This window comes from Mycobacterium sp. 852002-50816_SCH5313054-b (assembly GCF_001667185.1).
In the GTDB taxonomy this organism is placed as follows: domain Bacteria; phylum Actinomycetota; class Actinomycetes; order Mycobacteriales; family Mycobacteriaceae; genus Mycobacterium.
Map to the genome: position 1 here is coordinate 14103 of NZ_LZIC01000045.1, position 18029 is coordinate 32131.

An 18029-nucleotide genomic window follows, 5' to 3' on the forward strand; every position below is an offset into this window, starting at 1 on the left:
GCGTCGTGACGGAGCTGCAGCACGGACCGCTGGACGACCGCCATCGCGCCCTGGGCGCAAACTTCGCCGAGTTCAGCGGCTGGTCGATGCCGGTGTCCTACGCCGGCACGGTCAGCGAACACAACGCCACCCGCAACGCCGTCGGCCTGTTCGACGTCAGCCACCTCGGCAAGGCGTTGGTGCGCGGGCCGGCCGCCGCCGAGTTCGTCAACGCCGCGCTCACCAACGACCTGGGCCGCATCGGCCCGGGCCAGGCGCAATACACCCTGTGCTGCACCGAATCCGGCGGCGTCATCGACGACCTGATCGCCTACTACGTCGCCGACGACGAGATTTTCCTGGTGCCCAACGCCGCCAACACCGCCGCGGTGGTCGACGCGCTGCGGGCGGCCGCCCAGGCCGGTTTGGGGGCCGACCTCACCATCACCAACGAGCATCGCTCGTATGCGGTGCTGGCCGTGCAGGGCCCGCGATCGGCCGACGTGCTGGGCGAGCTGGGCCTGCCGGCCGGCATGGACTACATGGGCTACGCCGACGCCACCTACTCGGGGGTGCCGGTCCGCGTCTGCCGCACCGGGTACACGGGCGAGCACGGCTACGAGCTGCTGCCGCCGTGGGATTCCTCGGGTGTCGTGTTCGACGCGCTGATCGCGGCGGTGCGGGCCGCGGGGGGAGAGCCGGCCGGCCTCGGCGCCCGCGACACGCTGCGCACCGAGATGGGCTATCCGCTGCACGGGCACGAACTTTCGCTCGACATCTCGCCGCTGCAGGCCCGCTGCGGCTGGGCGGTCGGCTGGAAGAAGGACGCGTTCTTCGGCCGCGACGCGCTGCTGGCCGAGAAAGAAGCCGGACCGCGGCGGCTGCTGCGCGGGCTGCGAATGCTCGGCCGCGGGGTGTTGCGCCCGGGCCTGACCGTGCTGGCCGGGGACGCCCCGGTCGGGGTCACCACCTCCGGCACGTTCTCTCCGACGCTGCAGGCCGGTATCGGGTTGGCGTTGATCGACACCGACGCCGGTATCGATGACGGCGGGCACATCACCGTCGACGTCCGCGGCCGCGCGGTCGAGTGCGAGGTCGTGCGCCCGCCGTTCGTCGCCGTGAAAACGCGTTAGCCGCCAGGGGTTCACGTGAGAAAAACCGATTGGCGCGCGGATATAGAATCGGCCCCATGACCAGCGGCTCACTCGAGTTCACGGTTCTACGCGCGTCTAATGCGGCGAGCGACTCGGAACGTGAATCGATCCTGGCGGAGCCGGGTTTCGGCAAATACTTCACCGACCACATGGTGTCGATCGACTACGACGAGGGCCGGGGCTGGCACAACGCGCGCGTCATCCCGTACGGGCCGATCGAATTGGACCCGTCGGCGATCGTGCTGCACTACGCGCAGGAGGTCTTCGAGGGGCTGAAGGCATACCGTTGGGCGGACGACTCGATCGTGTCGTTTCGCGCGGAGGCCAACGCGGCCAGGATGCGTTCGTCGGCGCGGCGCCTGGCGATCCCCGAGCTGCCCGAGAGCCTGTTCGTCGAATCCCTTTGTCAGCTCGTCGCCGTCGACAAGGCGTGGGTGCCGCGGTCCGGCGGCGAGGAGGCGCTGTACCTGCGGCCGTTCATCTTCGCGACCGAGCCGGGACTGGGTGTGCGGCCGGCCAAGCAGTACCGCTACCTGCTGATCGCCTCGCCGGCCGGCGCCTACTTCAAGGGCGGCATCAGCCCCGTCACCGTGTGGGTGTCGACGGAATACGTGCGGGCCAGCCCCGGCGGCACCGGGGCGGCCAAGTTCGGCGGGAACTACGCCGCCTCGCTGCTGGCCCAGGCCGAGGCCGCCGAAAACGATTGCGACCAAGTGGTCTGGCTGGACGCCGTCGAGCGCCGCTTCGTCGAAGAGATGGGCGGGATGAACCTGTTCTTCGTGTTCGGCAGCGGCGGATCGGCGCGCCTGGTCACCCCGGAGCTGTCCGGCTCGCTGCTGCCCGGCATCACCCGGGACTCGTTGCTGCAGTTGGCCATTGACGCCGGGTTCTCCGTCGAGGAGCGCAGGATCGACATCGACGAGTGGCAGAAGAAGGCCGCCGCCGGTGAGATCACCGAGGTGTTCGCGTGCGGCACCGCCGCCGTCATCACCCCGGTTTCGCGGGTGAAGTACGGCGACACCGAGTTCACCATCGCCGACGGCGAACCGGGCGAGGTGACGATGGCGCTGCGCGACACGCTGACCGGGATCCAGCGCGGCACCTTCGCCGATACGCACGGCTGGATGGCCCGGCTGGGGTAGGCGCGTCTTCGCGCGAACGTCGACTTGTTGGGCCGAAATGTGGCAAATTCGCGCAACAACTCGACGGTCGACGGCTAAATGCGGACGAGCGCCGCCAGCGCCACGGCGCTGACCGTCGTGGTGAGTTCGATCGCGGCGCCCAGCACGTCACCGGTGATGCCGCCGAACCGGCGCACGCAATGCCGCACCAGCGCGGCGCCGCAGCCCAGGGCCACCAGCACCGCGACCGGTCCCTGCCACGGCCGCGCACCCGCCAGCGGCGAAACGGCGAGCAGCGCGGCGAACCAGGCGGCCAGCACCGGCGCGGGCTGGCTCCCCGCCACCCGGGCCCCCAGCGCGCTGCCCTCGGCCGCCGGCACCGACCGTCGGCAGGCCAGCACGGCCGCGACCCGGCCGGCGAGCACCGCCAGGACGATGGCCGACGGTTGCAGCGCCGAAAAGGCCAGCCCCTGCAACAGGATCACCAACACGACCGCCGCCACACCGAACGGCCCGGTCGACCCGTCGCGCATCACCGCCAGCGCGCGCTGCGGCGGGCCGTAACAGCCCAGCCCGTCGGCCGTGTCGGCGACGCCGTCGATGTGCAGCCCGCGGGTGGCGAGCAGCAGCGCCGCCACGGCGAGCACCCCGGGCAGCGGGCTGGACGCACCCAAAACCAAAGCGCCACACCATGTCACGCCCGCAGCCAACGCGCCCAGCGCGGCGCCGACCACGGGCAGCGCGGTCATCGCGCCGCGGCCCATCGGGGCGTTGCCCCGCACGGGTAGCACCGTTGCGAACGCGAAAGCCGTTGCCACCGAGCGCATCACGACGGTGGCGGCGCGCCGGGGCCGGCCGCCCCGGCCACCCCGGCTTCCGAGAATGTCGCCATGGAGCACAGCGCGGCCACCGCCGCGCGTAGCACTGGCAGCGCGACCGCGGCGCCGGTTCCCTCGCCGAGGCGCATCCGCAGGTCCAGGATCGGGTCCAACTCGAGGGCCGCCAGGGCCAGCTCGTGGGCCGGCTCCGTCGATCGGTGACCGGCCTGCCACCATTGCCGCGCGCCGGGCGCGAGTCGCTCGGCGACCAACGCCGCGGCGGTCACCGCCACGCCGTCGAGCAGCAGCGGGGTGCGCCGCACCGCGGCCTGGGCGCAAAACCCGGCCATCGCGGCCAGATCCGCGCCGCCGCAGCAGCGCAGCAGCCCGACCGGGTCGGGTAGCACCAGCCGCGCCCGGAACAGGGCGTCGCGCACCGCGGCCGTCTTGCGCGCCCACCCCGCGTCGTCGATCCCGGTCCCGAAGCCGACCGCCGCGACCGGCTCGGCGTTGGTGAGCGCCGCCACCAAAACCGCCGCCGCGGTGCTGTTTCCGATCCCCATGTCGCCCGCGATCAGCAGGTCGGCGCCGGCGTCGACCTCCTCGTCGGCGATGACCCGGCCCGCGGCGATCGCGGCGATCGTCTCACCCTCGGACAGGGCGTCGGTGGTCCTGATGTCGCCGCTGCCGCGCCGCACCTTGTGGGCGCCGATCCGCTCGGAGGCCGCCTCGGCGTCGACGGCCAGGTCCGCCAGCCGTACCGTCGCGCCGGCGACGCCGGCCAGCACGTTGATCGCCGCGCCGCCGCCGTCGATGTTGGCGACCATCTGGGCGGTGACCTCCGGCGGGTACGCCGACACCCCCGCCCGCGCGACCCCGTGGTCGCCGGCGAAGACGACCACCCGGGCGCGCTCGAATTGCTTTGGCGGACACTGCCCTTGGCACGATGCGACCCAGACCGAGAGGTCCTCGAGGCGGCCCAGGGCGCCGCGCGGCTTGGTCAGCGTCTCCTGGCGGGCGCGGGCGGCCGCGGCGGCGCCCGCGTCGGGCGGCGGTACCGGGGCGAATTCCATCAGGTCCCCGACGGCTTGATCTGCACCGCCTGGCCGGCCACCACCAGCACCACCCGATCGCACAGCTCTGCGACGCGCTGGTTGAGGCTGCCCAGCTCGTCGGCGAATCGGCGACCGGATGCGGTGGCCGGTACCACGGTCAGCCCGACCTCCGGGCTGACCAGCACCAGCGTGGAACCGAACGCGCCCACGGCGGCCAGCATCGCTTCGATGGGGGCCGTCACCGGCCCGTCGGCCCACGCGTCGTTGCGGTCCAGCGCGCCGGTCAGCCAGCCGCCGAGGTCGTCGACGAGCGTCGGGGCACCCGGCGACTGGCGCAATTGGCCTGCGACATCGTCGGTTTCGACCGTGGACCAATGGGCGGGCCGGCGGTCGCGGTGCCGCGCGACCCGGTCCGCCCAGTCCGCGTCGGCCCCGCCTGCCGGCCCGGGCGCCAGGTAGCGGACCGGCTCGCCGGGCGGCAGCGACGTGGCGATGGCCTCCTCGGCCCAGCGGGACTTCCCGGACCTGATTCCGCCGAGCACCAGGGTGCGCACCGGATCAGGCGGCTTTCGGGCGCCGCTTAATCAACACTGCTGCCGCGCTCGACCTGGGGCCGGGGCGCCCGCATCCGGCGCAGCTGTGAGGCCCGGCCCGCGGCGTAAATGCCTAGCCTCCAACGGCTTTCGGTGTTGTCTGGGAACTTCGCGTCCACCAGCTTGCTGACCTTGCGCGCCAGCAGCACCCCGTCGACGCCCATCACGACCATCAGCACCAGCATCGCCGGGGAGGCGTAGAACTGCAGCTGCTGGACGCCGAAGGAGGCGAACAGCAACAGCATCGTCGCCGGCATGAACAGGCCGAGCAGGTTGCGGCGGGAGTCCACCACGTCGCGCACGTAGCGCTTGATGGGTCCCTGATCGCGTGGCAACAGGTACGCCTCGTCGCCGGCCATCATGCGTTCGCGGCGATCCGTCATGCGCGCGCGGCCGGCGGTCCGCTCGGCCCGGCGCTCCTCGCGGCTGAGTTTGGGGCCGGAAAGCGATTTCCGGCGGGCCCGCGCCTCGGACGCGGTCATGGGCGCCGGCGCGACGGGGCCCTTCCTCGGGTTGCGCCGGGCCTCGCTGCGCTTGGGCGTGGGCCGGCCCTTGGGGCCGGTCCGGCGCGCCGCGGCGTCCGCGGAGCCGGCAGCATCGACGTCCGCCGGCACCCCGGCGGACCCTTCGAGGTCGTCGTCCTGGCCCTTCTTGCGGCCCATCAGCTTCACAGTGGCCAGGTTACTTCCCGCAGGGATCGCCTGGTAACGGCCCCGGAATGCGTCGTTGTTAGCCATGCGCCAGCGTGACGCTTGCACCTACGCTTGACTGTGATGAATGGCTACCTGTGATGGACGACGGCACGATGGCCTCGGATGATGGCCTCGCACCCGGCCGTCTGCGGCTGCCCGCCATGCAGGTTCTGGTCGCCCCGGATTGCTATGGGGACAGCTTGTCCGCCGTGCAGGCCGCCGCCGCCATCGCGACCGGCTGGACCCGATCGCGTCCCGGCGACCGCTTCATCGTCGCCCCGCAGTCGGACGGCGGCCCGGGCTTCATCGAGGTGCTGGCCGGCCGGCTGGGGCAGAAGCGGCGGGTGACGGTGTACGGACCGCTGGACACCGCGGTGGATGCCGAGTGGGTGTTCGACCGCCGCTCGTCGACCGCCTACTTGGAGTGTGCGCAGGCGTGCGGCCTCGCCCTGCTCGATGGTCCGCCCACCCCGGAAACCGCGCTGGCGGCCGACAGCAGCGGCGTCGGGCAGCTCATCGCCGAGGCGCTGCGGGTCGGGGCGCGCCGCATCGTGGTAGGGCTGGGCGGCAGCGCCTGCACCGACGGGGGCAAGGGAATGATCACCCAGCTGGGCGGGCTGAAAGAGGCTCAGCGCGCGATGACGAACGTGGACCTGATCGCGGCCACCGACACCGAATATCCGATGCTGGGTCCGTGGGGGGCGGCCAGGGTGTTCGGGCCGCAGAAAGGCGCGGACACGGCCACCGTCGCCGCCCTCGAGGTGCGCCTGGAGGCGTGGGCGATCGAACTGGAAGCGGCGGCCGGGCGGGACGTGAGCTCGGAGCCGGGCGCGGGCGCCGCCGGTGGTCTGGGCGCCGGGCTGCTGGCGCTCGGCGGCCGGTGCGAGTTGGGCGCGGAAATCATCGCCGAGCACACCCACCTGGCCGACGATCTCGAGACGGCGGACATGATCGTCACAGGTGAGGGCCGCTTCGACGAGCAGTCCCTGCACGGCAAGGTGGTCGGCTGCCTCGCGGAATCGGCCGGTCCGCTGGGAATCCCGGTGATCGTCCTCGCCGGCCAGGTCGGGCTGGAAAACTCCGCGGTGCGCTCGTCGGGCATCATGTCCGCGCTGTCCATCGCCGATTACGCCGGTTCGGTGCGGCTGGCGCAGGCCGACGCGGCCAACCAGCTCATGGGTTTGGCCTCCGAGGTCGCGGCGCGACTCGGGAATAGCGGTCCCGCAATGTACCGTTGAGGCAGTGGGTCGTCCCCGGTGCGGGTCGCGCCCGACCATGAGCTAAGTAGGAGAAGCAATGACGGTGCAAAACGAGTCGACGACCGCCAAGACGCATGGCGTGATCCTGACCGAAGCCGCCGCTACCAAGGCGAAGTCCCTGCTGGACCAGGAGGGCCGTGACGACCTGGCGCTGCGCATCGCGGTCCAGCCGGGCGGATGCGCCGGCCTGCGTTACAACCTCTTCTTCGACGACCGGACGCTGGACGGCGACCTGACCGGGGAGTTCGGTGGCGTAAAGCTGACGGTGGACCGGATGAGCGCGCCCTACGTCGAAGGCGCGTCCATCGACTTCGTCGACACCATCGAGAAGCAGGGCTTCACCATCGACAACCCCAACGCGACCGGTTCGTGCGCGTGCGGGGACTCGTTCAACTGATCGGCCGGCCCTAGTACGAGCCGCCGGTGCGCAGCACATACGCACACACCATGATCTGGCCGCGCTGAAACAGCAGCTGGGCCATGCCCTGCACGTCGCTGCGCGCCGGGCTCCCGTCCGCCGGCGACACCCGCATGGTGAACAGCGCCTGCGCCTGGTATTGCGACAGGTAGACGATCTTGTCGACCGACACGAGCTGGACGTCGGAGAACTGCTTGCGCAGGGCGTCGCTGCTCATTTTGGCCAGCGCCACGTCGGACCGCTTGTCGCGCACCGCGTCGTACATGCCGCACAGCGCGTTGCGAACGATGACGTCGATGTTCCGGTGCTCGAGCGCGTCCAGGTAGTCCTGAATCGCCGTCTTGGCGGCGCCCTCGGAGAACGAGGTGCCGGTATTGGCCCCGTTGGTGCGAACCCCGTACGCGATCGCCAGCGTCGTCGCGGCGACCAGCGCGACGGCCATCAGCACCCCGATGAGCAGCCGCCGCTTGGGCCGCCCCGTCGGGTAGGGGACCGGGGGCGGTTGGCCGCCGTAATTGGCCGCGTGGTGGGTCGGCGGGGCGCCGGCGACAGGCTGGCTGGGGAACTCGAGCGGCTGGGACTCCGCGTGGGGCGTTGGTCCGGTGGCGCCGACGGTGGGGTCCGGCGGGTGCGGACCTGCCATGTGGTTCTCCTACGGTGGTGGTCGGGACCATGAACGCGCCGGGGCCCGACGGGCCCGAGGCCGGCGTCCCGGCGACGTCTCATTTCCTAGGCAGGCTAGCGCACGAGTTTGCCCGGACCATGACGCGACGACGCCAGATGCGCCTGAGTAAGCTAGATAACCTTACTAACGACGGATGGAGATTTCGTGACGATCGCGGTGACAGGTTCGATTGCGACCGACAATCTGATGCGGTTCCCCGGCCGCTTCTCCGAGCAGCTGCTCCCCGAGCACCTGCAGAAGGTGTCGCTCAGCTTTCTGGTCGATGACCTGGTCATTCACCGCGGCGGCGTGGCGGGCAACATCGCCTTTGCCATCGGCGTGCTGGGCGGCGACGTCGCGCTGGTCGGTGCGGCCGGCGACGACTTCGCCGAGTACCGCGAATGGCTCGTGTCGCACAACGTCAACTGCGACAACGTCCTGATCTCCGAGACGGCGCACACCGCGCGCTTCACCTGCACCACCGACGTCGACATGGCCCAGATCGCGTCGTTCTACCCGGGCGCCATGTCGGAGGCCCGCAACATCAAGCTCGCCGACGTGGTGTCGTCCGTGGGTAAGCCGGACCTGGTCATCATCGGGGCCAACGACCCCGACGCGATGGTGGTGCACACCGAGGAGTGCCGCAAGCTCGGCTTGCCGTTTGCCGCCGACCCGTCCCAGCAGCTGCCCCGCCTGTCCGGGGAAGACATCGACAAGCTCGTCGACGGTGCGGCCTACCTGTTCACCAACGACTACGAGTGGGAGCTGCTGCTGTCCAAGACCGGCTGGTCGGAGGCCGATGTGCAGGGCAAGGTCGGCCTGCGGGTGACGACGCTGGGCGCCAAGGGCGTGGACATCGTGGAGCGCGACGGCACGACCACGCACGTCGGCGTGGTGCCCGAGACCAGTCAGACCGACCCGACCGGCGTCGGCGACGCGTTCCGGGCCGGTTTCCTGACCGGGCGCAGCGCGGGCCTGAGCCTCGAGCGTTCGGCGCAGCTGGGCTCGCTGGTGGCCGTGCTGGTGCTGGAGTCCACCGGGACGCAGGAGTGGGCCTGGGACCATGAGGTCGCGAAGTCCCGGCTGGCGGGTGCCTACGGCGAGGACGCGGCCGCCGAGATCGCCGCGGTCCTGGCCTAGCTCGTCTTCGCGAGCGAGCCTGGGCTAGAGCTGGACCGGGTAGACGGGCTCGCTGATCTGGGGCACCACGCTGTGCTCCACGAAGATCGCGTGCCACAGCATGAAGATGAGCACCGTCCACAGCCGGCGGCTGTGATCGCTTGCGCCGCTTCGATGCTCGTCGAGCATCCGGCGCACCGCGCCGCGGTCGACCAGGTGGTCGGCCTGCGACGAGTCCACCAGCGCGTAGGCCCACTCCAGCAGTTCGCCCGCGCGCAGCCAGTGCCGGATCGGCACCGGGAAGCCGAGCTTGGGCCGGTGCAGCACATGCGCGGGAACGATCGGCTCCAGCGCGCGCCGCAGGGCGTACTTGGTGGTGGTGCGCGTGATCTTGGCCTCGACCGGCAGCCGCGAGGCGACGGCGAACACCTCGGGATCCAGGAACGGCACCCGCAGCTCCAGCGAGTTGGCCATCGTCATCTTGTCCGCCTTGACCAGGATGTCGCCGCGTAACCAGGTGAACAGGTCGACGTGCTGCATGCGGGCCACCGGGTCCCAGCCGGCCGACTCGGCGTACACCGATGCGGTCACGTCGGTGTGGGTCCACTCGTCGCGGAACCCGGGCAACACGTCCCGCAACTGCGCGTCGGAGAAGCTGCGGGCGTTGCCGTAGTAGCGCTCCTCGAGGGTCAGCGATCCGCGGTGCAGCAGGCTCTTGCCGCGCATGCCCTCCGGCAGCGGCTTGCTCATCTTGCCCACCGAACGGCGCAGCGGCCGCGGCAGATAGTCGAAGGGCTTCAGCGACAACGGTTCTCGATAGATCGTGTAGCCGCCGAACAGCTCGTCGGCGCCCTCGCCCGACAGCACCACCTTGACGTGCTTGCGGGCCTCGCGGGCGACGAAGAACAGCGGCACCAGCGCCGGGTCGGCGACCGGCTCGTCGAGGTACCAGACGATCTCGGGCAGGGCGGCGACGAATTCATCCGGGCTGACGACTTTGGCGATGTGGCGCGCACCGATCGCCTCGGCCGAGGCCACCGCCACGTCGATCTCGGAGAATCCCTCGCGCTCGAAGCCGGTGGTGAACGTGATCAGCCGGGGGTTGTGCCGGATGGCCAGCGCCGCGATCGCGGTGGAGTCGATGCCGCCGGACAGGAACGCCCCGACGGTGACGTCGGCGCGCATGTGCTTGGCCACCGAGTCCTCGAGCACCGCGGTGATCTCGTCGTAGCGGGCCTGTTCGGTGTCGCCGGCGATCGGCGTGGCGGCGAATCGCGGCACGAAGTAGCGGCTGATCTCCGGCGCCGCCCCGGGCCGGATGCGGGCGTAGCAGCCCGACTCCAGCCGGCGCACCCCGCGGTGCAGCGTTTCGGGTTCCGGCACGTACTGCAGCACCGTGTAGTGCTGCACCGCCCGCTCGTCGAGGCCGGTGTCGAACCCGACCAGGTCGGCCAGGTCCATCAGGCATTTCTTCTCGCTGGCCACCGCGGTGCCGCCGGTGCCGGTGGCCATGAAGAGCGGCTTGATGCCGAACGGGTCACGCGCGCAGAACAATTCGCGGGTGACGGTGTCCCACAGCGCGAACGCGAACATGCCCCGCAGCCGGGCCAACACGTCGGTGCCCCAGTGGTGATAGCCGGCGACGATGGCCTCGCCGTCGCCGTCGGTGGCGAACGCGGCGCCGTGCCGGGTGGCCAGTTCGTCGCGCAGCTCCAGGTAGTTGTAGATCTCGCCGTTGAACACCAGCACGTAGCGGTCGGGCGCCTCCGGCGGCCCCCAGCGCAGCGGCTGATGCGAATGCGCGATGTCGATGAAGGACAGCCGGTTGAAGCCGAACACGACGGCTCCGTCGGCGTCTGGGTCAAACAGACCCCCCGGCTCATCGGGTCCGCGGTGGCGCATGAGGCGCAGCGAGCGGGAGATGGCCCCGTCGGCCTGGGCCGCGGCCGCCACGCCGTCGGCGCCCGGGCTATCGGCCGGGGCCGCGACGAATGCCAGCAGACCACACACGGCGCCCCAGTATGCCGCACTTGACCGCCGCCCGTGGCGCCGCACGCCCCGGACCGGCCGGGGTTTCGTCGCCGGCCTCACCGGCGTGGTCTACGCTGCGTAGTATTCGATATCCGAGCATGGAGGCGCCAACGTGACACCTCGCGAGCAGGTCCGTTCGCAACGCTTGTCGCAGGCCAGGTTCCAGCGCCGGTCCGGGGTAGCCCACCGGGGTCTGTCCCGTCGTCTGCGGCCGCTGGCGTTCGCCGCGACGCTGGGCGTGCTGGCGGTCACCCTGAGCGGATGCAGCTGGTCGGAGGCGATCGGCCTGGGTTGGCCGGAGGGCATCACCCCGCAGGCCCACGTCAACCGGGAGCTGTGGGTCGGAGCGGTGATCGCCTCCCTGGTCGTCGGGGTCATCGTGTGGGGGCTCATCTTCTGGTCGTCCGCGTTCCACCGCAAGAAGGCCACCGACACCGAGCTGCCCCGGCAGTTCGGCTACAACATGCCCCTTGAGCTGGTGCTCACCGTGACGCCGTTCCTCATCATCTCGGTGCTGTTCTACTTCACCGTGGTGGTGCAGGAGAAGATGCTGCACCTGGCCAAGGACCCCGAGGTCGTGATCGACGTCACCTCCTTCCAGTGGAACTGGAAGTTCGGCTATCAGAGCGTCAACTTCAAGGACGGAACGCTGACCTACGACGGCGCCGACCCCGCGCGCAAGGCCGCGATGGTGTCCAAGCCCGAAGGCAAGGACGCCCACGGCGAGGAGCGTCTCGGGGCGGTGCGGGGGCTCAATCCCCAGGACCGGACCTACCTGAACTTCGACAAGGTCGAGATCCTGGGAACGTCCACCGAGATTCCGGTGCTGGTGCTGCCGGCCGGCAAGCGCATCGAATTCCAGCTGGCGTCCGCGGACGTCGTGCACACCTTCTGGGTGCCGGAATTCCTGTTCAAACGCGACGTGATGCCCAACCCCAAGGCCAACAACTCCGTCAACGTGTTCCAGGTCGAAGAGATCACCAAGACCGGCGCGTTCGTCGGTCACTGCGCCGAGTTCTGCGGCACCTACCACTCGATGATGAACTTCGAGGTTCGGGTGGTGGCGCCCAACGACTTCAAGGCCTACCTGCAGCAGCGGATCGCTGGGAAGTCCAACGCCGAGGCGCTGCAGGGGATCGCGCAATCGCCGGTGGCGGTAACCACCCACCCGTTCGATACCCGCCGCGGTGAATCGACCACTAGCCAGTAGGTGAGGACGCTCAATGCACATCGAAGCGAGGCTGTTCGAATTCATCGCCGTTTTCTTCCTGCTGGCGGCGGTGCTCTACGGCGTGCTGACCGCGCTGTACGCCACCGGCGGTGAGGAGTGGGCGGGTACCACCGCGCTGGCCCTGACCGGTGGCCTGGCGTCGATCACGGCGACCTTCTTCCGGTTCGTCGCGCGCCGGCTGGACACCCGGCCCGAGGACTACGAGGGCGCCGAGATCAGCGACGGCGCTGGGGAATTGGGGTTCTACGCCCCGCACAGCTGGTGGCCGATCCTGATCGCGCTGGCGGGCGCGGTGGCCGCGACCGGCATCGCGCTGTGGCTGCCGTGGCTGATCGTTGCCGGGGTGGTGTTCATCCTCGCTACCTCGGGCGGATTGGTCTTCGAGTACTACACGGGCCCCGAGAAGCACTGATTTGCGACTCGAAGGTCACAATCAGGCCACCAGTTGATCGGTGGCCCGTTTGCCAAGACATCCCGCTCTGTTCGGTTCGGTAGGGTTTGCCCAGGCATATGAGAAACTCCCCAGCGCGCGCGCAACGAGGCACTCGCGGAGCCCCGCGCGCTGGTGATGCAGTTGGACAGGGCAGGCAACTATGAGCGGGCCGAATCCCCCGGGAACCGAACCAGGCGAACCGGACTCCGGCGAAGAATTGGGACACGAGACCGTCGAACCCCATGACGAGTTGGGACCCGTCGACGACAGCGCGGAGATCGCGGCGGCGGACCAGACCGGCCAGACGGACGCATACTCGCGGGCCTATTCGGCCCCCGAATCCGAGCATTTCCTCAGCGGCCCCTACCTGCCGGCCGATCTGCGGCTGTACGACTACGACAGCTACGACGAGTCCGCCGACGCGGACGACGAACACCGCGCCCCGCGCTGGCCGTGGGTGGTGGGCATCGCCGCCATCGTGGCCGCGATCGCGCTGGTGGTCTCGGTGTCGCTGCTGGTCACGCGCACCGACACCAACAAGCTGGCCAACCCCGCCACCACGACCACCCCGTCGGCGCCGCCGCCGCAGGACGAGATAACGACCACCAAACCGCCGCCCGCGCCGGCACCGGCTCCGCCGCCTGCCACCTCGACGGCGGCCGCGCCGCCTCCGCCGACGACGACGGCGACCGGGCCGCGGCAGGTGACTTATTCGGTGACCGGCACCAAGGCGCCGGGTGACATCATCTCGGTGACCTACGTCGACGCGTCCGGCCGGTCCCGCACCCAGCACAACGTGTACATCCCGTGGTCGATGACGGTGACGCCGATCTCCACCTCCGACGTCGGATCGGTCCAGGCCTCCAGCCTCTTCCGGGTCAGCCGGCTCAATTGCTCGATCACCACCAGCGACGGAACGGTGCTGTCGTCGAACAACAACGACTCACCGCAGACGAGCTGCTGATGGTCAGCAGATACTCGGCCTACCGGCGTGGTTCCGACACCATCCCGCCCGACGTCATCGACCGGCTCCTGCTCGGCGCCTGCGCCGCGGTCTGGCTGGTGTTGCTGGGCGTCAGCGTGGCTGCCGCCGTCGCCCTGGCCGACCTGGGCCGGGGCTACCACAAGACGGCCGGCGGCTCGCACACCCCGTGGGTGTTGTACGCCGTCATCATCGTCTCGGCGCTGATCATCGCGGGGGCGATCCCGGTGCTGCTGCGGGCCCGTCGGATGGGCCTGATCGAGCCCGCAACCCGGCCGGGGGCTCCGGCGCGCGCCGTGCAGCGCCCCCCGGTGCGCCTCATGGCCCCCGCGCCGCGCACCGCGGCCGAGCGGGCGCGCCAGCCGAGGGTGCAGGCGGGGGAGGCGGCGGCGCAGTGGTCCGGCACCGCCGTGGATCGGGTTTGGTTGCGCGGCACGGTCATTCTCGCCTGCACGATGGGCGCCGCGCTGGTTGCGGCCGCGACGGCGACGTACCTGATGGCCGTCGGTGACGACGGCCCGTCGTGGGTGGTCTACGCGGTGGCCGGGGTCGTGACCGCGGCGATGCCGGTGGTGGAGTGGCTGCACATCCGCCAGCTGCGCGGCGTTCAGAACAGCTAGCCCTGCGGGCCCGCGCCACACAAACCTGCGATGCACGCGGAAATGCGCCGCGGGGGTTGATGTCTCGCGGCGCAGTCCCGGCTCAGTGCGGTTTAGTGCTCGCCGTGCTCGCCGTTCGGGGAACCGTGCTCGCCGTTCGGGGAGCCGACGACGCTGTCCTGGTGCTCGCGGAGCGCGGTGAGCGCCTGCTGCTCGGCGGAGTGCGCCGCCTCGCGCAGCGCGGCATCCTCGGACGCCGGGTCGGCACGCAAGAAGCTGCCGCTACCCGGCGAGCCGGCCAAGCCCAGCTTGTTCATCCGCTTGGGCAACGCCGCGCCCTGGTACTCGAGCGGTAACGGGTGCCCATGGTCGTCGACGGGACCGAGCGGCTGGTGCAGCTCGATGTACGCGCCGTGCGGCAGCCGCTTGATGATGCCCGTCTCGACGCCGTGCTCGAGCACCTCGCGGTCGCTGCGCTGCAGCCCGATGCACCACCGGTAGGTGATGAAGTAGACGAACGGCGGCAGGATCACCATCCCGATGCGCCCGATCCACGTCGTCGCGTTCAGCGAGATGTGGAACTTGAAGGCGATGATGTCGTTCATCGCCGCCAGGGTCAGCACCATGTAGAAGGAGATCGCCATCGCGCCGATCGACGTGCGCACCGGCGCGTCGCGCGGCCGCTGCAGCAGATTGTGGTGCGCGTAGTCGCCGGAGAACCGCTTCTCCAGGAACGGGTAGATGATCAGCAGGATGAAGATCAGGCCCATCAGCAGCGCGACCCAGACCGCGGCCGGGATGGTGTGGTGCCAGAAGTAGAACTCCCACGGCGGCCAGATACGGGCCAAACCCTCGGTCCACATCATGTAGAAGTCCGGCTGCGACCCCGCAGAGACGTGAGATGGCTTGTAGGGGCCCAGATTCCAGATCGGGTTGATCTGCAGCAGCCCGCCCATCAGGCCGAGCACCCCGACGATCGCCGCGAAGAACGCGCCGGACTTGACGGCGAAGATCGGCATCACCCGCACGCCGACCACGTTCTGCTCGGTGCGGCCGGGACCGGGGAACTGGGTGTGCTTCTGGAACCACACCATGGCCAGGTGCAGCCCGATCAGCGCCAGGATGATCCCCGGCAACAGCAGGATGTGCAGGGCGTACATGCGCGGGATGATGGCGCCCACCGCCGCGCATTCGTTGCCGATGCCACCGCAGGGGAAGTCGCCGCCGAACAGCGCCCAGTGCAGCCACGTGCCAATCACGGGCATCCCCAACGTGATCGAGGACAGGGCGGCGCGCAGCCCGATGCCGGACAGCAGGTCGTCGGGCAGCGAGTAGCCGAAGTAACCCTCGAACATGGCGAGGATCAGCAGCAGCGAGCCGATCACCCAGTTCGCCTCGCGAGGCCGCCGGAACGCGCCGGTGAAAAAGATGCGCGCCATGTGCACCATGATCGACGCGGCGAAAAGCAAAGCGGCCCAGTGGTGGACCTGACGGACGAACAGCCCGCCGCGCACCTCGAACGAGATGTCTAGGGTCGACGCGAAAGCCTTGGACATGTCGACGCCGCGCAGCGGTTGGTAGGCGCCGTTGTAGGTGACCTCGGCCATGGACGGGTCGAAGAACAGCGTCAGATACACGCCGGTGAGCAGCAGCACGATGAAGCTGTACATCGCGATCTCGCCCAGCAGGAACGACCAGTGCGTCGGGAACACCTTGTTGAGCTGCCTGCGCACGGCCGCCGACGGGTGGTAGCGCGTGTCGATGTCCTCGCCCTGGCGGGCCAGGACGTCACCGATCTTCGGGGGACTCAGTTTGGGGCTCATGTCGTCGTCCTCTCCCAAAATGCCGGTCCGACGGGCTCGATGAAGTCGCCGTTGGCGACCAGGTACCCGTTGGAGTCGATCGTGATGGGCAGTTGCGCCAGCGCGCGCGCCGCCGGACCGAAGATCGGCTTGGCGAAGTGCAGGGCGTCGAACTGCGACTGGTGGCAGGGGCACAGGATCCGGTAGGTCTGCTGTTCGTACAGCGACGCGGGGCAACCCAGGTGCGAGCACACCTTCGTGTAGGCGAAGAACTCGCCCCAGTTGAAGCTCTCCTGGCCCTGGCGCTTGACCATGCGCGGCATGTCGGACGGCCGGACCCGGATGAGCATCACGGGGTTGCGGACGCCCTGGTTGATCGCGCGCAGCTTTTCCTGCGATTCCGGGGTGGTGCCGTCGCCGTCGGACTCCCGCCACGGAAAGACGGTCTCCATGCCGCCGGCGTCGAGGTCCTCGGGGCGCATCTTGATGAACGGTGATGCGCTGGCCGAGCCGGTGGCGCGCGCCAGGAAGATGGTCTCGCCCTTGTACCGCGGGGTCCACCCGGAGGTCCACAGCACGGCCTTCTTGCCGTCGGCGGTGGGCACGACGGGCTTCCACGGGTTTTTGATCAGCCCGCCGGCAAACGCCACCAGGGTGGACAGCCCGAACGCGCCGAGCCCCACGCCCAGCGACAGGCCGACCAGCTTGCGCCGCCCGACGGTCGAACCCTGATACGCGTCGGCCAGGTTCGCCACCACCGTCTTGCGGTCGAGCTCGCGCGAGGCGCCGTCATGGCGTTCCTGGATCGAAAGCTCTTCGGGGATAAACCTTTTCTGGTACAGGATCGCGCCGATCGCGATGCACAGGATCGACATTCCGAACGTCAGGCCGTAGAGCGGGGTGGCGAGCGTGTAGAGCAGGCTGCCCGGGGCGTCCTTCGGTTTGTACTCCCAGGGCCAGAACAAGAAGATCAGCAGCAGCGCGACCCCGAAGAAGCCGCCCAGCAAAAGCCACCGGGCCACCGAGCGCTCGGCGCGCTTCTCGGCTTTGGTGCCCTCGATCGGCCAGCGCGGCTCCTTGAAGACGGTCTCGACGCCGTCGATTTTGCCGCCCAGGGCCACCAGCTCCTGCTGCGACATCTCGGCCAGCGCCGCTTCGCTCGGCTCGGGCGGTGTCTGCAGCCCGCCCTTGTCGGTGTCGCTCATGATGCTCGCGCCCCAATCCACAGTGCCAGCCCGATCGCGGCCACCATCCCGATGATCCACGCGGCCATGCCCTCGGGTGCGGGTCCGAAGCCACCGAGGCCGTAGCCGCCGGGCTGCCGCTCTTCGGAGACGGTTTTCACGTAGGCGATGATGTCCTTCTTGGCGTCGAAGGACAGCTGGCGGTCGGAGAACTTCGGCATGCTCTCCGGGCCGGTCAGCATCGCGGTCAGGATCTGCTGTTCGTTGGCCCCGCCCAGGTCGGGCGCGTACTTACCCGACGACAGGGCGCCGCCCTTCCCGGTGAAGTTGTGGCACGAGGAGCAGTTGAGTCGGAACAGGTCGCCGCCGCGGCCGGGGTCGTCGCCGCGCAGCGACCGCATGGCGAGGCTGCCATCGGGGTTGCGGACCACCGTCGGGCCGCCGCCGTTGGTCTGCACGTAGGCGCCGATCGCGTCGATCTGCGCCTCGTCGAAGATCGGCTCCTTGCGGGGAGCCTGGGCGGCGCCGGACATGACCGGCATGCGACCGGTGGACACCTGGAAGTAGACGGCTGCCTCGCCGACGCCGATCAGGCTCGGTCCGCGGTCGGGGACGCCCTGCAGGTTGGCGCCGTGGCAGGACACGCAGGACGTGTCGAACAGCTGCTTGCCGTTGCGCAGCAGCGCCGACCCCGACTCGTCGGCGACGGCCACCTGCGGGGTGGGGGTAAGGACCGCCGCCACTCCCCCTGACAAGGTCAGTGCGATCAGTAGCAGCAGCCCTCCCGACAGGCGGCGCCGCAGCCGCCGTCGCGAGCGATCGCTCAGCCCTTTTCGCGGCTTGGGCCGCCGCGCACCGATTCGGGTAGACCCCAGTTTCTTCAACCGAGCACTCC

The 18029-nt window shown here is 69.9% G+C and carries 18 protein-coding genes; 9 read left to right on the forward strand and 9 right to left on the reverse strand.

The window, feature by feature from the left end:
* Positions 1-5 precede the first annotated feature (5 nt).
* Positions 6-1112, forward strand: coding sequence for a glycine cleavage system aminomethyltransferase GcvT (gcvT, locus tag A5787_RS09285; RefSeq protein ID WP_066965018.1), 1107 nt, complete (start codon positions 6-8; stop codon positions 1110-1112).
* Between the two features lie 56 nt (positions 1113-1168).
* Positions 1169-2275, forward strand: coding sequence for a branched-chain amino acid aminotransferase (locus tag A5787_RS09290; protein ID WP_066965021.1), 1107 nt, complete (start codon positions 1169-1171; stop codon positions 2273-2275).
* A 74-nt stretch (positions 2276-2349) separates the two neighbouring features.
* Here A5787_RS09290 and A5787_RS09295 read toward each other — a convergent pair whose 3' ends face one another.
* From A5787_RS09295 to A5787_RS09310, 4 genes are read right to left on the reverse strand one after another with little or no spacing between them, the layout of a single operon-like run.
* Complete coding sequence (locus tag A5787_RS09295; protein WP_066965099.1) at positions 2350-3084, reverse strand: adenosylcobinamide-GDP ribazoletransferase; 735 nt, start codon at positions 3082-3084, stop codon at positions 2350-2352.
* A complete protein-coding gene (cobT, locus tag A5787_RS09300; protein ID WP_197507029.1) occupies positions 3081-4148 on the reverse strand; it encodes a nicotinate-nucleotide--dimethylbenzimidazole phosphoribosyltransferase in 1068 nt (355 codons plus the stop codon). Before cobT ends, A5787_RS09295 begins: the two co-directional genes overlap by 4 nt.
* Positions 4145-4681, reverse strand: a complete 537-nt coding sequence (locus A5787_RS09305) for a bifunctional adenosylcobinamide kinase/adenosylcobinamide-phosphate guanylyltransferase (RefSeq protein ID WP_066965026.1) — start codon at positions 4679-4681, stop codon at positions 4145-4147. The genes cobT and A5787_RS09305 overlap by 4 nt, the downstream gene beginning before the upstream one ends.
* Before the next feature lie 26 nt (positions 4682-4707).
* The gene (locus A5787_RS09310; protein WP_066965029.1) at positions 4708-5391 is read right to left on the reverse strand and encodes a DUF3043 domain-containing protein; all 684 of its coding nucleotides are present in this window, start codon (positions 5389-5391) and stop codon (positions 4708-4710) included.
* Positions 5392-5573: 182 nt separating this feature from the next.
* On the opposite strand from A5787_RS09310, the gene A5787_RS09315 reads away from it, so the two are divergent.
* Both A5787_RS09315 and A5787_RS09320 read left to right on the forward strand, forming a co-directional pair.
* Positions 5574-6650, forward strand: coding sequence for a glycerate kinase (locus tag A5787_RS09315; RefSeq protein ID WP_066965100.1), 1077 nt, complete (start codon positions 5574-5576; stop codon positions 6648-6650).
* Positions 6651-6708: 58 nt separating this feature from the next.
* A complete protein-coding gene (locus tag A5787_RS09320) occupies positions 6709-7068 on the forward strand; it encodes an iron-sulfur cluster assembly accessory protein (protein WP_066965030.1) in 360 nt (119 codons plus the stop codon).
* 10 nt (positions 7069-7078) lie between these two features.
* On the opposite strand, the gene A5787_RS09325 is transcribed toward A5787_RS09320, so the two are convergent.
* On the reverse strand, positions 7079-7732 hold the full coding sequence (locus A5787_RS09325) for a hypothetical protein (protein WP_066965033.1): 654 nt from the start codon (positions 7730-7732) through the stop codon (positions 7079-7081).
* Between the two features lie 186 nt (positions 7733-7918).
* On the opposite strand from A5787_RS09325, the gene A5787_RS09330 reads away from it, so the two are divergent.
* Positions 7919-8893: a carbohydrate kinase family protein gene (locus A5787_RS09330; RefSeq protein WP_066965036.1), complete on the forward strand. Its 975-nt coding sequence runs from the start codon at positions 7919-7921 to the stop codon at positions 8891-8893.
* A 24-nt stretch (positions 8894-8917) separates the two neighbouring features.
* On the opposite strand, the gene asnB is transcribed toward A5787_RS09330, so the two are convergent.
* Positions 8918-10882, reverse strand: coding sequence for an asparagine synthase (glutamine-hydrolyzing) (gene asnB, locus A5787_RS09335; RefSeq protein ID WP_066965039.1), 1965 nt, complete (start codon positions 10880-10882; stop codon positions 8918-8920).
* Between the two features lie 133 nt (positions 10883-11015).
* Between asnB and A5787_RS09340 the strand changes: the two genes are divergently transcribed.
* From A5787_RS09340 to A5787_RS09355, 4 genes are all read left to right on the forward strand, one after another.
* On the forward strand, positions 11016-12113 hold the full coding sequence (locus tag A5787_RS09340) for a cytochrome c oxidase subunit II (RefSeq protein ID WP_082977138.1): 1098 nt from the start codon (positions 11016-11018) through the stop codon (positions 12111-12113).
* Between the two features lie 13 nt (positions 12114-12126).
* Complete coding sequence (locus A5787_RS09345; RefSeq protein ID WP_066965042.1) at positions 12127-12546, forward strand: cytochrome c oxidase subunit 4; 420 nt, start codon at positions 12127-12129, stop codon at positions 12544-12546.
* 181 nt (positions 12547-12727) lie between these two features.
* Positions 12728-13531, forward strand: a complete 804-nt coding sequence (locus A5787_RS09350) for an MmpS family transport accessory protein (protein ID WP_066965044.1) — start codon at positions 12728-12730, stop codon at positions 13529-13531.
* Complete coding sequence (locus A5787_RS09355; protein ID WP_066965047.1) at positions 13531-14169, forward strand: DUF2561 family protein; 639 nt, start codon at positions 13531-13533, stop codon at positions 14167-14169. The genes A5787_RS09350 and A5787_RS09355 overlap by 1 nt, the downstream gene beginning before the upstream one ends.
* A 92-nt stretch (positions 14170-14261) precedes the next feature.
* On the opposite strand, the gene A5787_RS09360 is transcribed toward A5787_RS09355, so the two are convergent.
* The 3 genes from A5787_RS09360 to A5787_RS09370 are packed head-to-tail and all read right to left on the reverse strand — an operon-like array spanning position 14262 to position 18018.
* On the reverse strand, positions 14262-15971 hold the full coding sequence (locus A5787_RS09360) for a cytochrome bc complex cytochrome b subunit (protein ID WP_066965103.1): 1710 nt from the start codon (positions 15969-15971) through the stop codon (positions 14262-14264).
* The gene (locus A5787_RS09365; RefSeq protein ID WP_066965105.1) at positions 15968-17155 is read right to left on the reverse strand and encodes a ubiquinol-cytochrome c reductase iron-sulfur subunit; all 1188 of its coding nucleotides are present in this window, start codon (positions 17153-17155) and stop codon (positions 15968-15970) included. The genes A5787_RS09360 and A5787_RS09365 overlap by 4 nt, the downstream gene beginning before the upstream one ends.
* Entirely contained in the window at positions 17152-18018 is an 867-nt protein-coding gene (locus A5787_RS09370; RefSeq protein WP_082977139.1) for a cytochrome c, read from the reverse strand. Before A5787_RS09370 ends, A5787_RS09365 begins: the two co-directional genes overlap by 4 nt.
* Between the last annotated feature and the right edge of the window lie 11 nt (positions 18019-18029).

What these genes read in the sequence shown, in the direction of transcription:
- A5787_RS09350 (WP_066965044.1), top strand. Translation starts at nt 12,728, where the DNA reads ATGAGCGGGCCGAATCCCCCGGGAACCGAACCAGGCGAACCGGACTCC.
- A5787_RS09320 (WP_066965030.1), top strand. Translation starts at nt 6,709, where the DNA reads ATGACGGTGCAAAACGAGTCGACGACCGCCAAGACGCATGGCGTGATC.
- A5787_RS09290 (WP_066965021.1), top strand. Translation starts at nt 1,169, where the DNA reads ATGACCAGCGGCTCACTCGAGTTCACGGTTCTACGCGCGTCTAATGCG.
- A5787_RS09315 (WP_066965100.1), top strand. Translation starts at nt 5,574, where the DNA reads ATGCAGGTTCTGGTCGCCCCGGATTGCTATGGGGACAGCTTGTCCGCC.
- A5787_RS09355 (WP_066965047.1), top strand. Translation starts at nt 13,531, where the DNA reads ATGGTCAGCAGATACTCGGCCTACCGGCGTGGTTCCGACACCATCCCG.
- A5787_RS09325 (WP_066965033.1), bottom strand. Translation starts at nt 7,732, where the DNA reads ATGGCAGGTCCGCACCCGCCGGACCCCACCGTCGGCGCCACCGGACCA.
- A5787_RS09365 (WP_066965105.1), bottom strand. Translation starts at nt 17,155, where the DNA reads ATGAGCGACACCGACAAGGGCGGGCTGCAGACACCGCCCGAGCCGAGC.
- A5787_RS09360 (WP_066965103.1), bottom strand. Translation starts at nt 15,971, where the DNA reads ATGAGCCCCAAACTGAGTCCCCCGAAGATCGGTGACGTCCTGGCCCGC.
- A5787_RS09345 (WP_066965042.1), top strand. Translation starts at nt 12,127, where the DNA reads ATGCACATCGAAGCGAGGCTGTTCGAATTCATCGCCGTTTTCTTCCTG.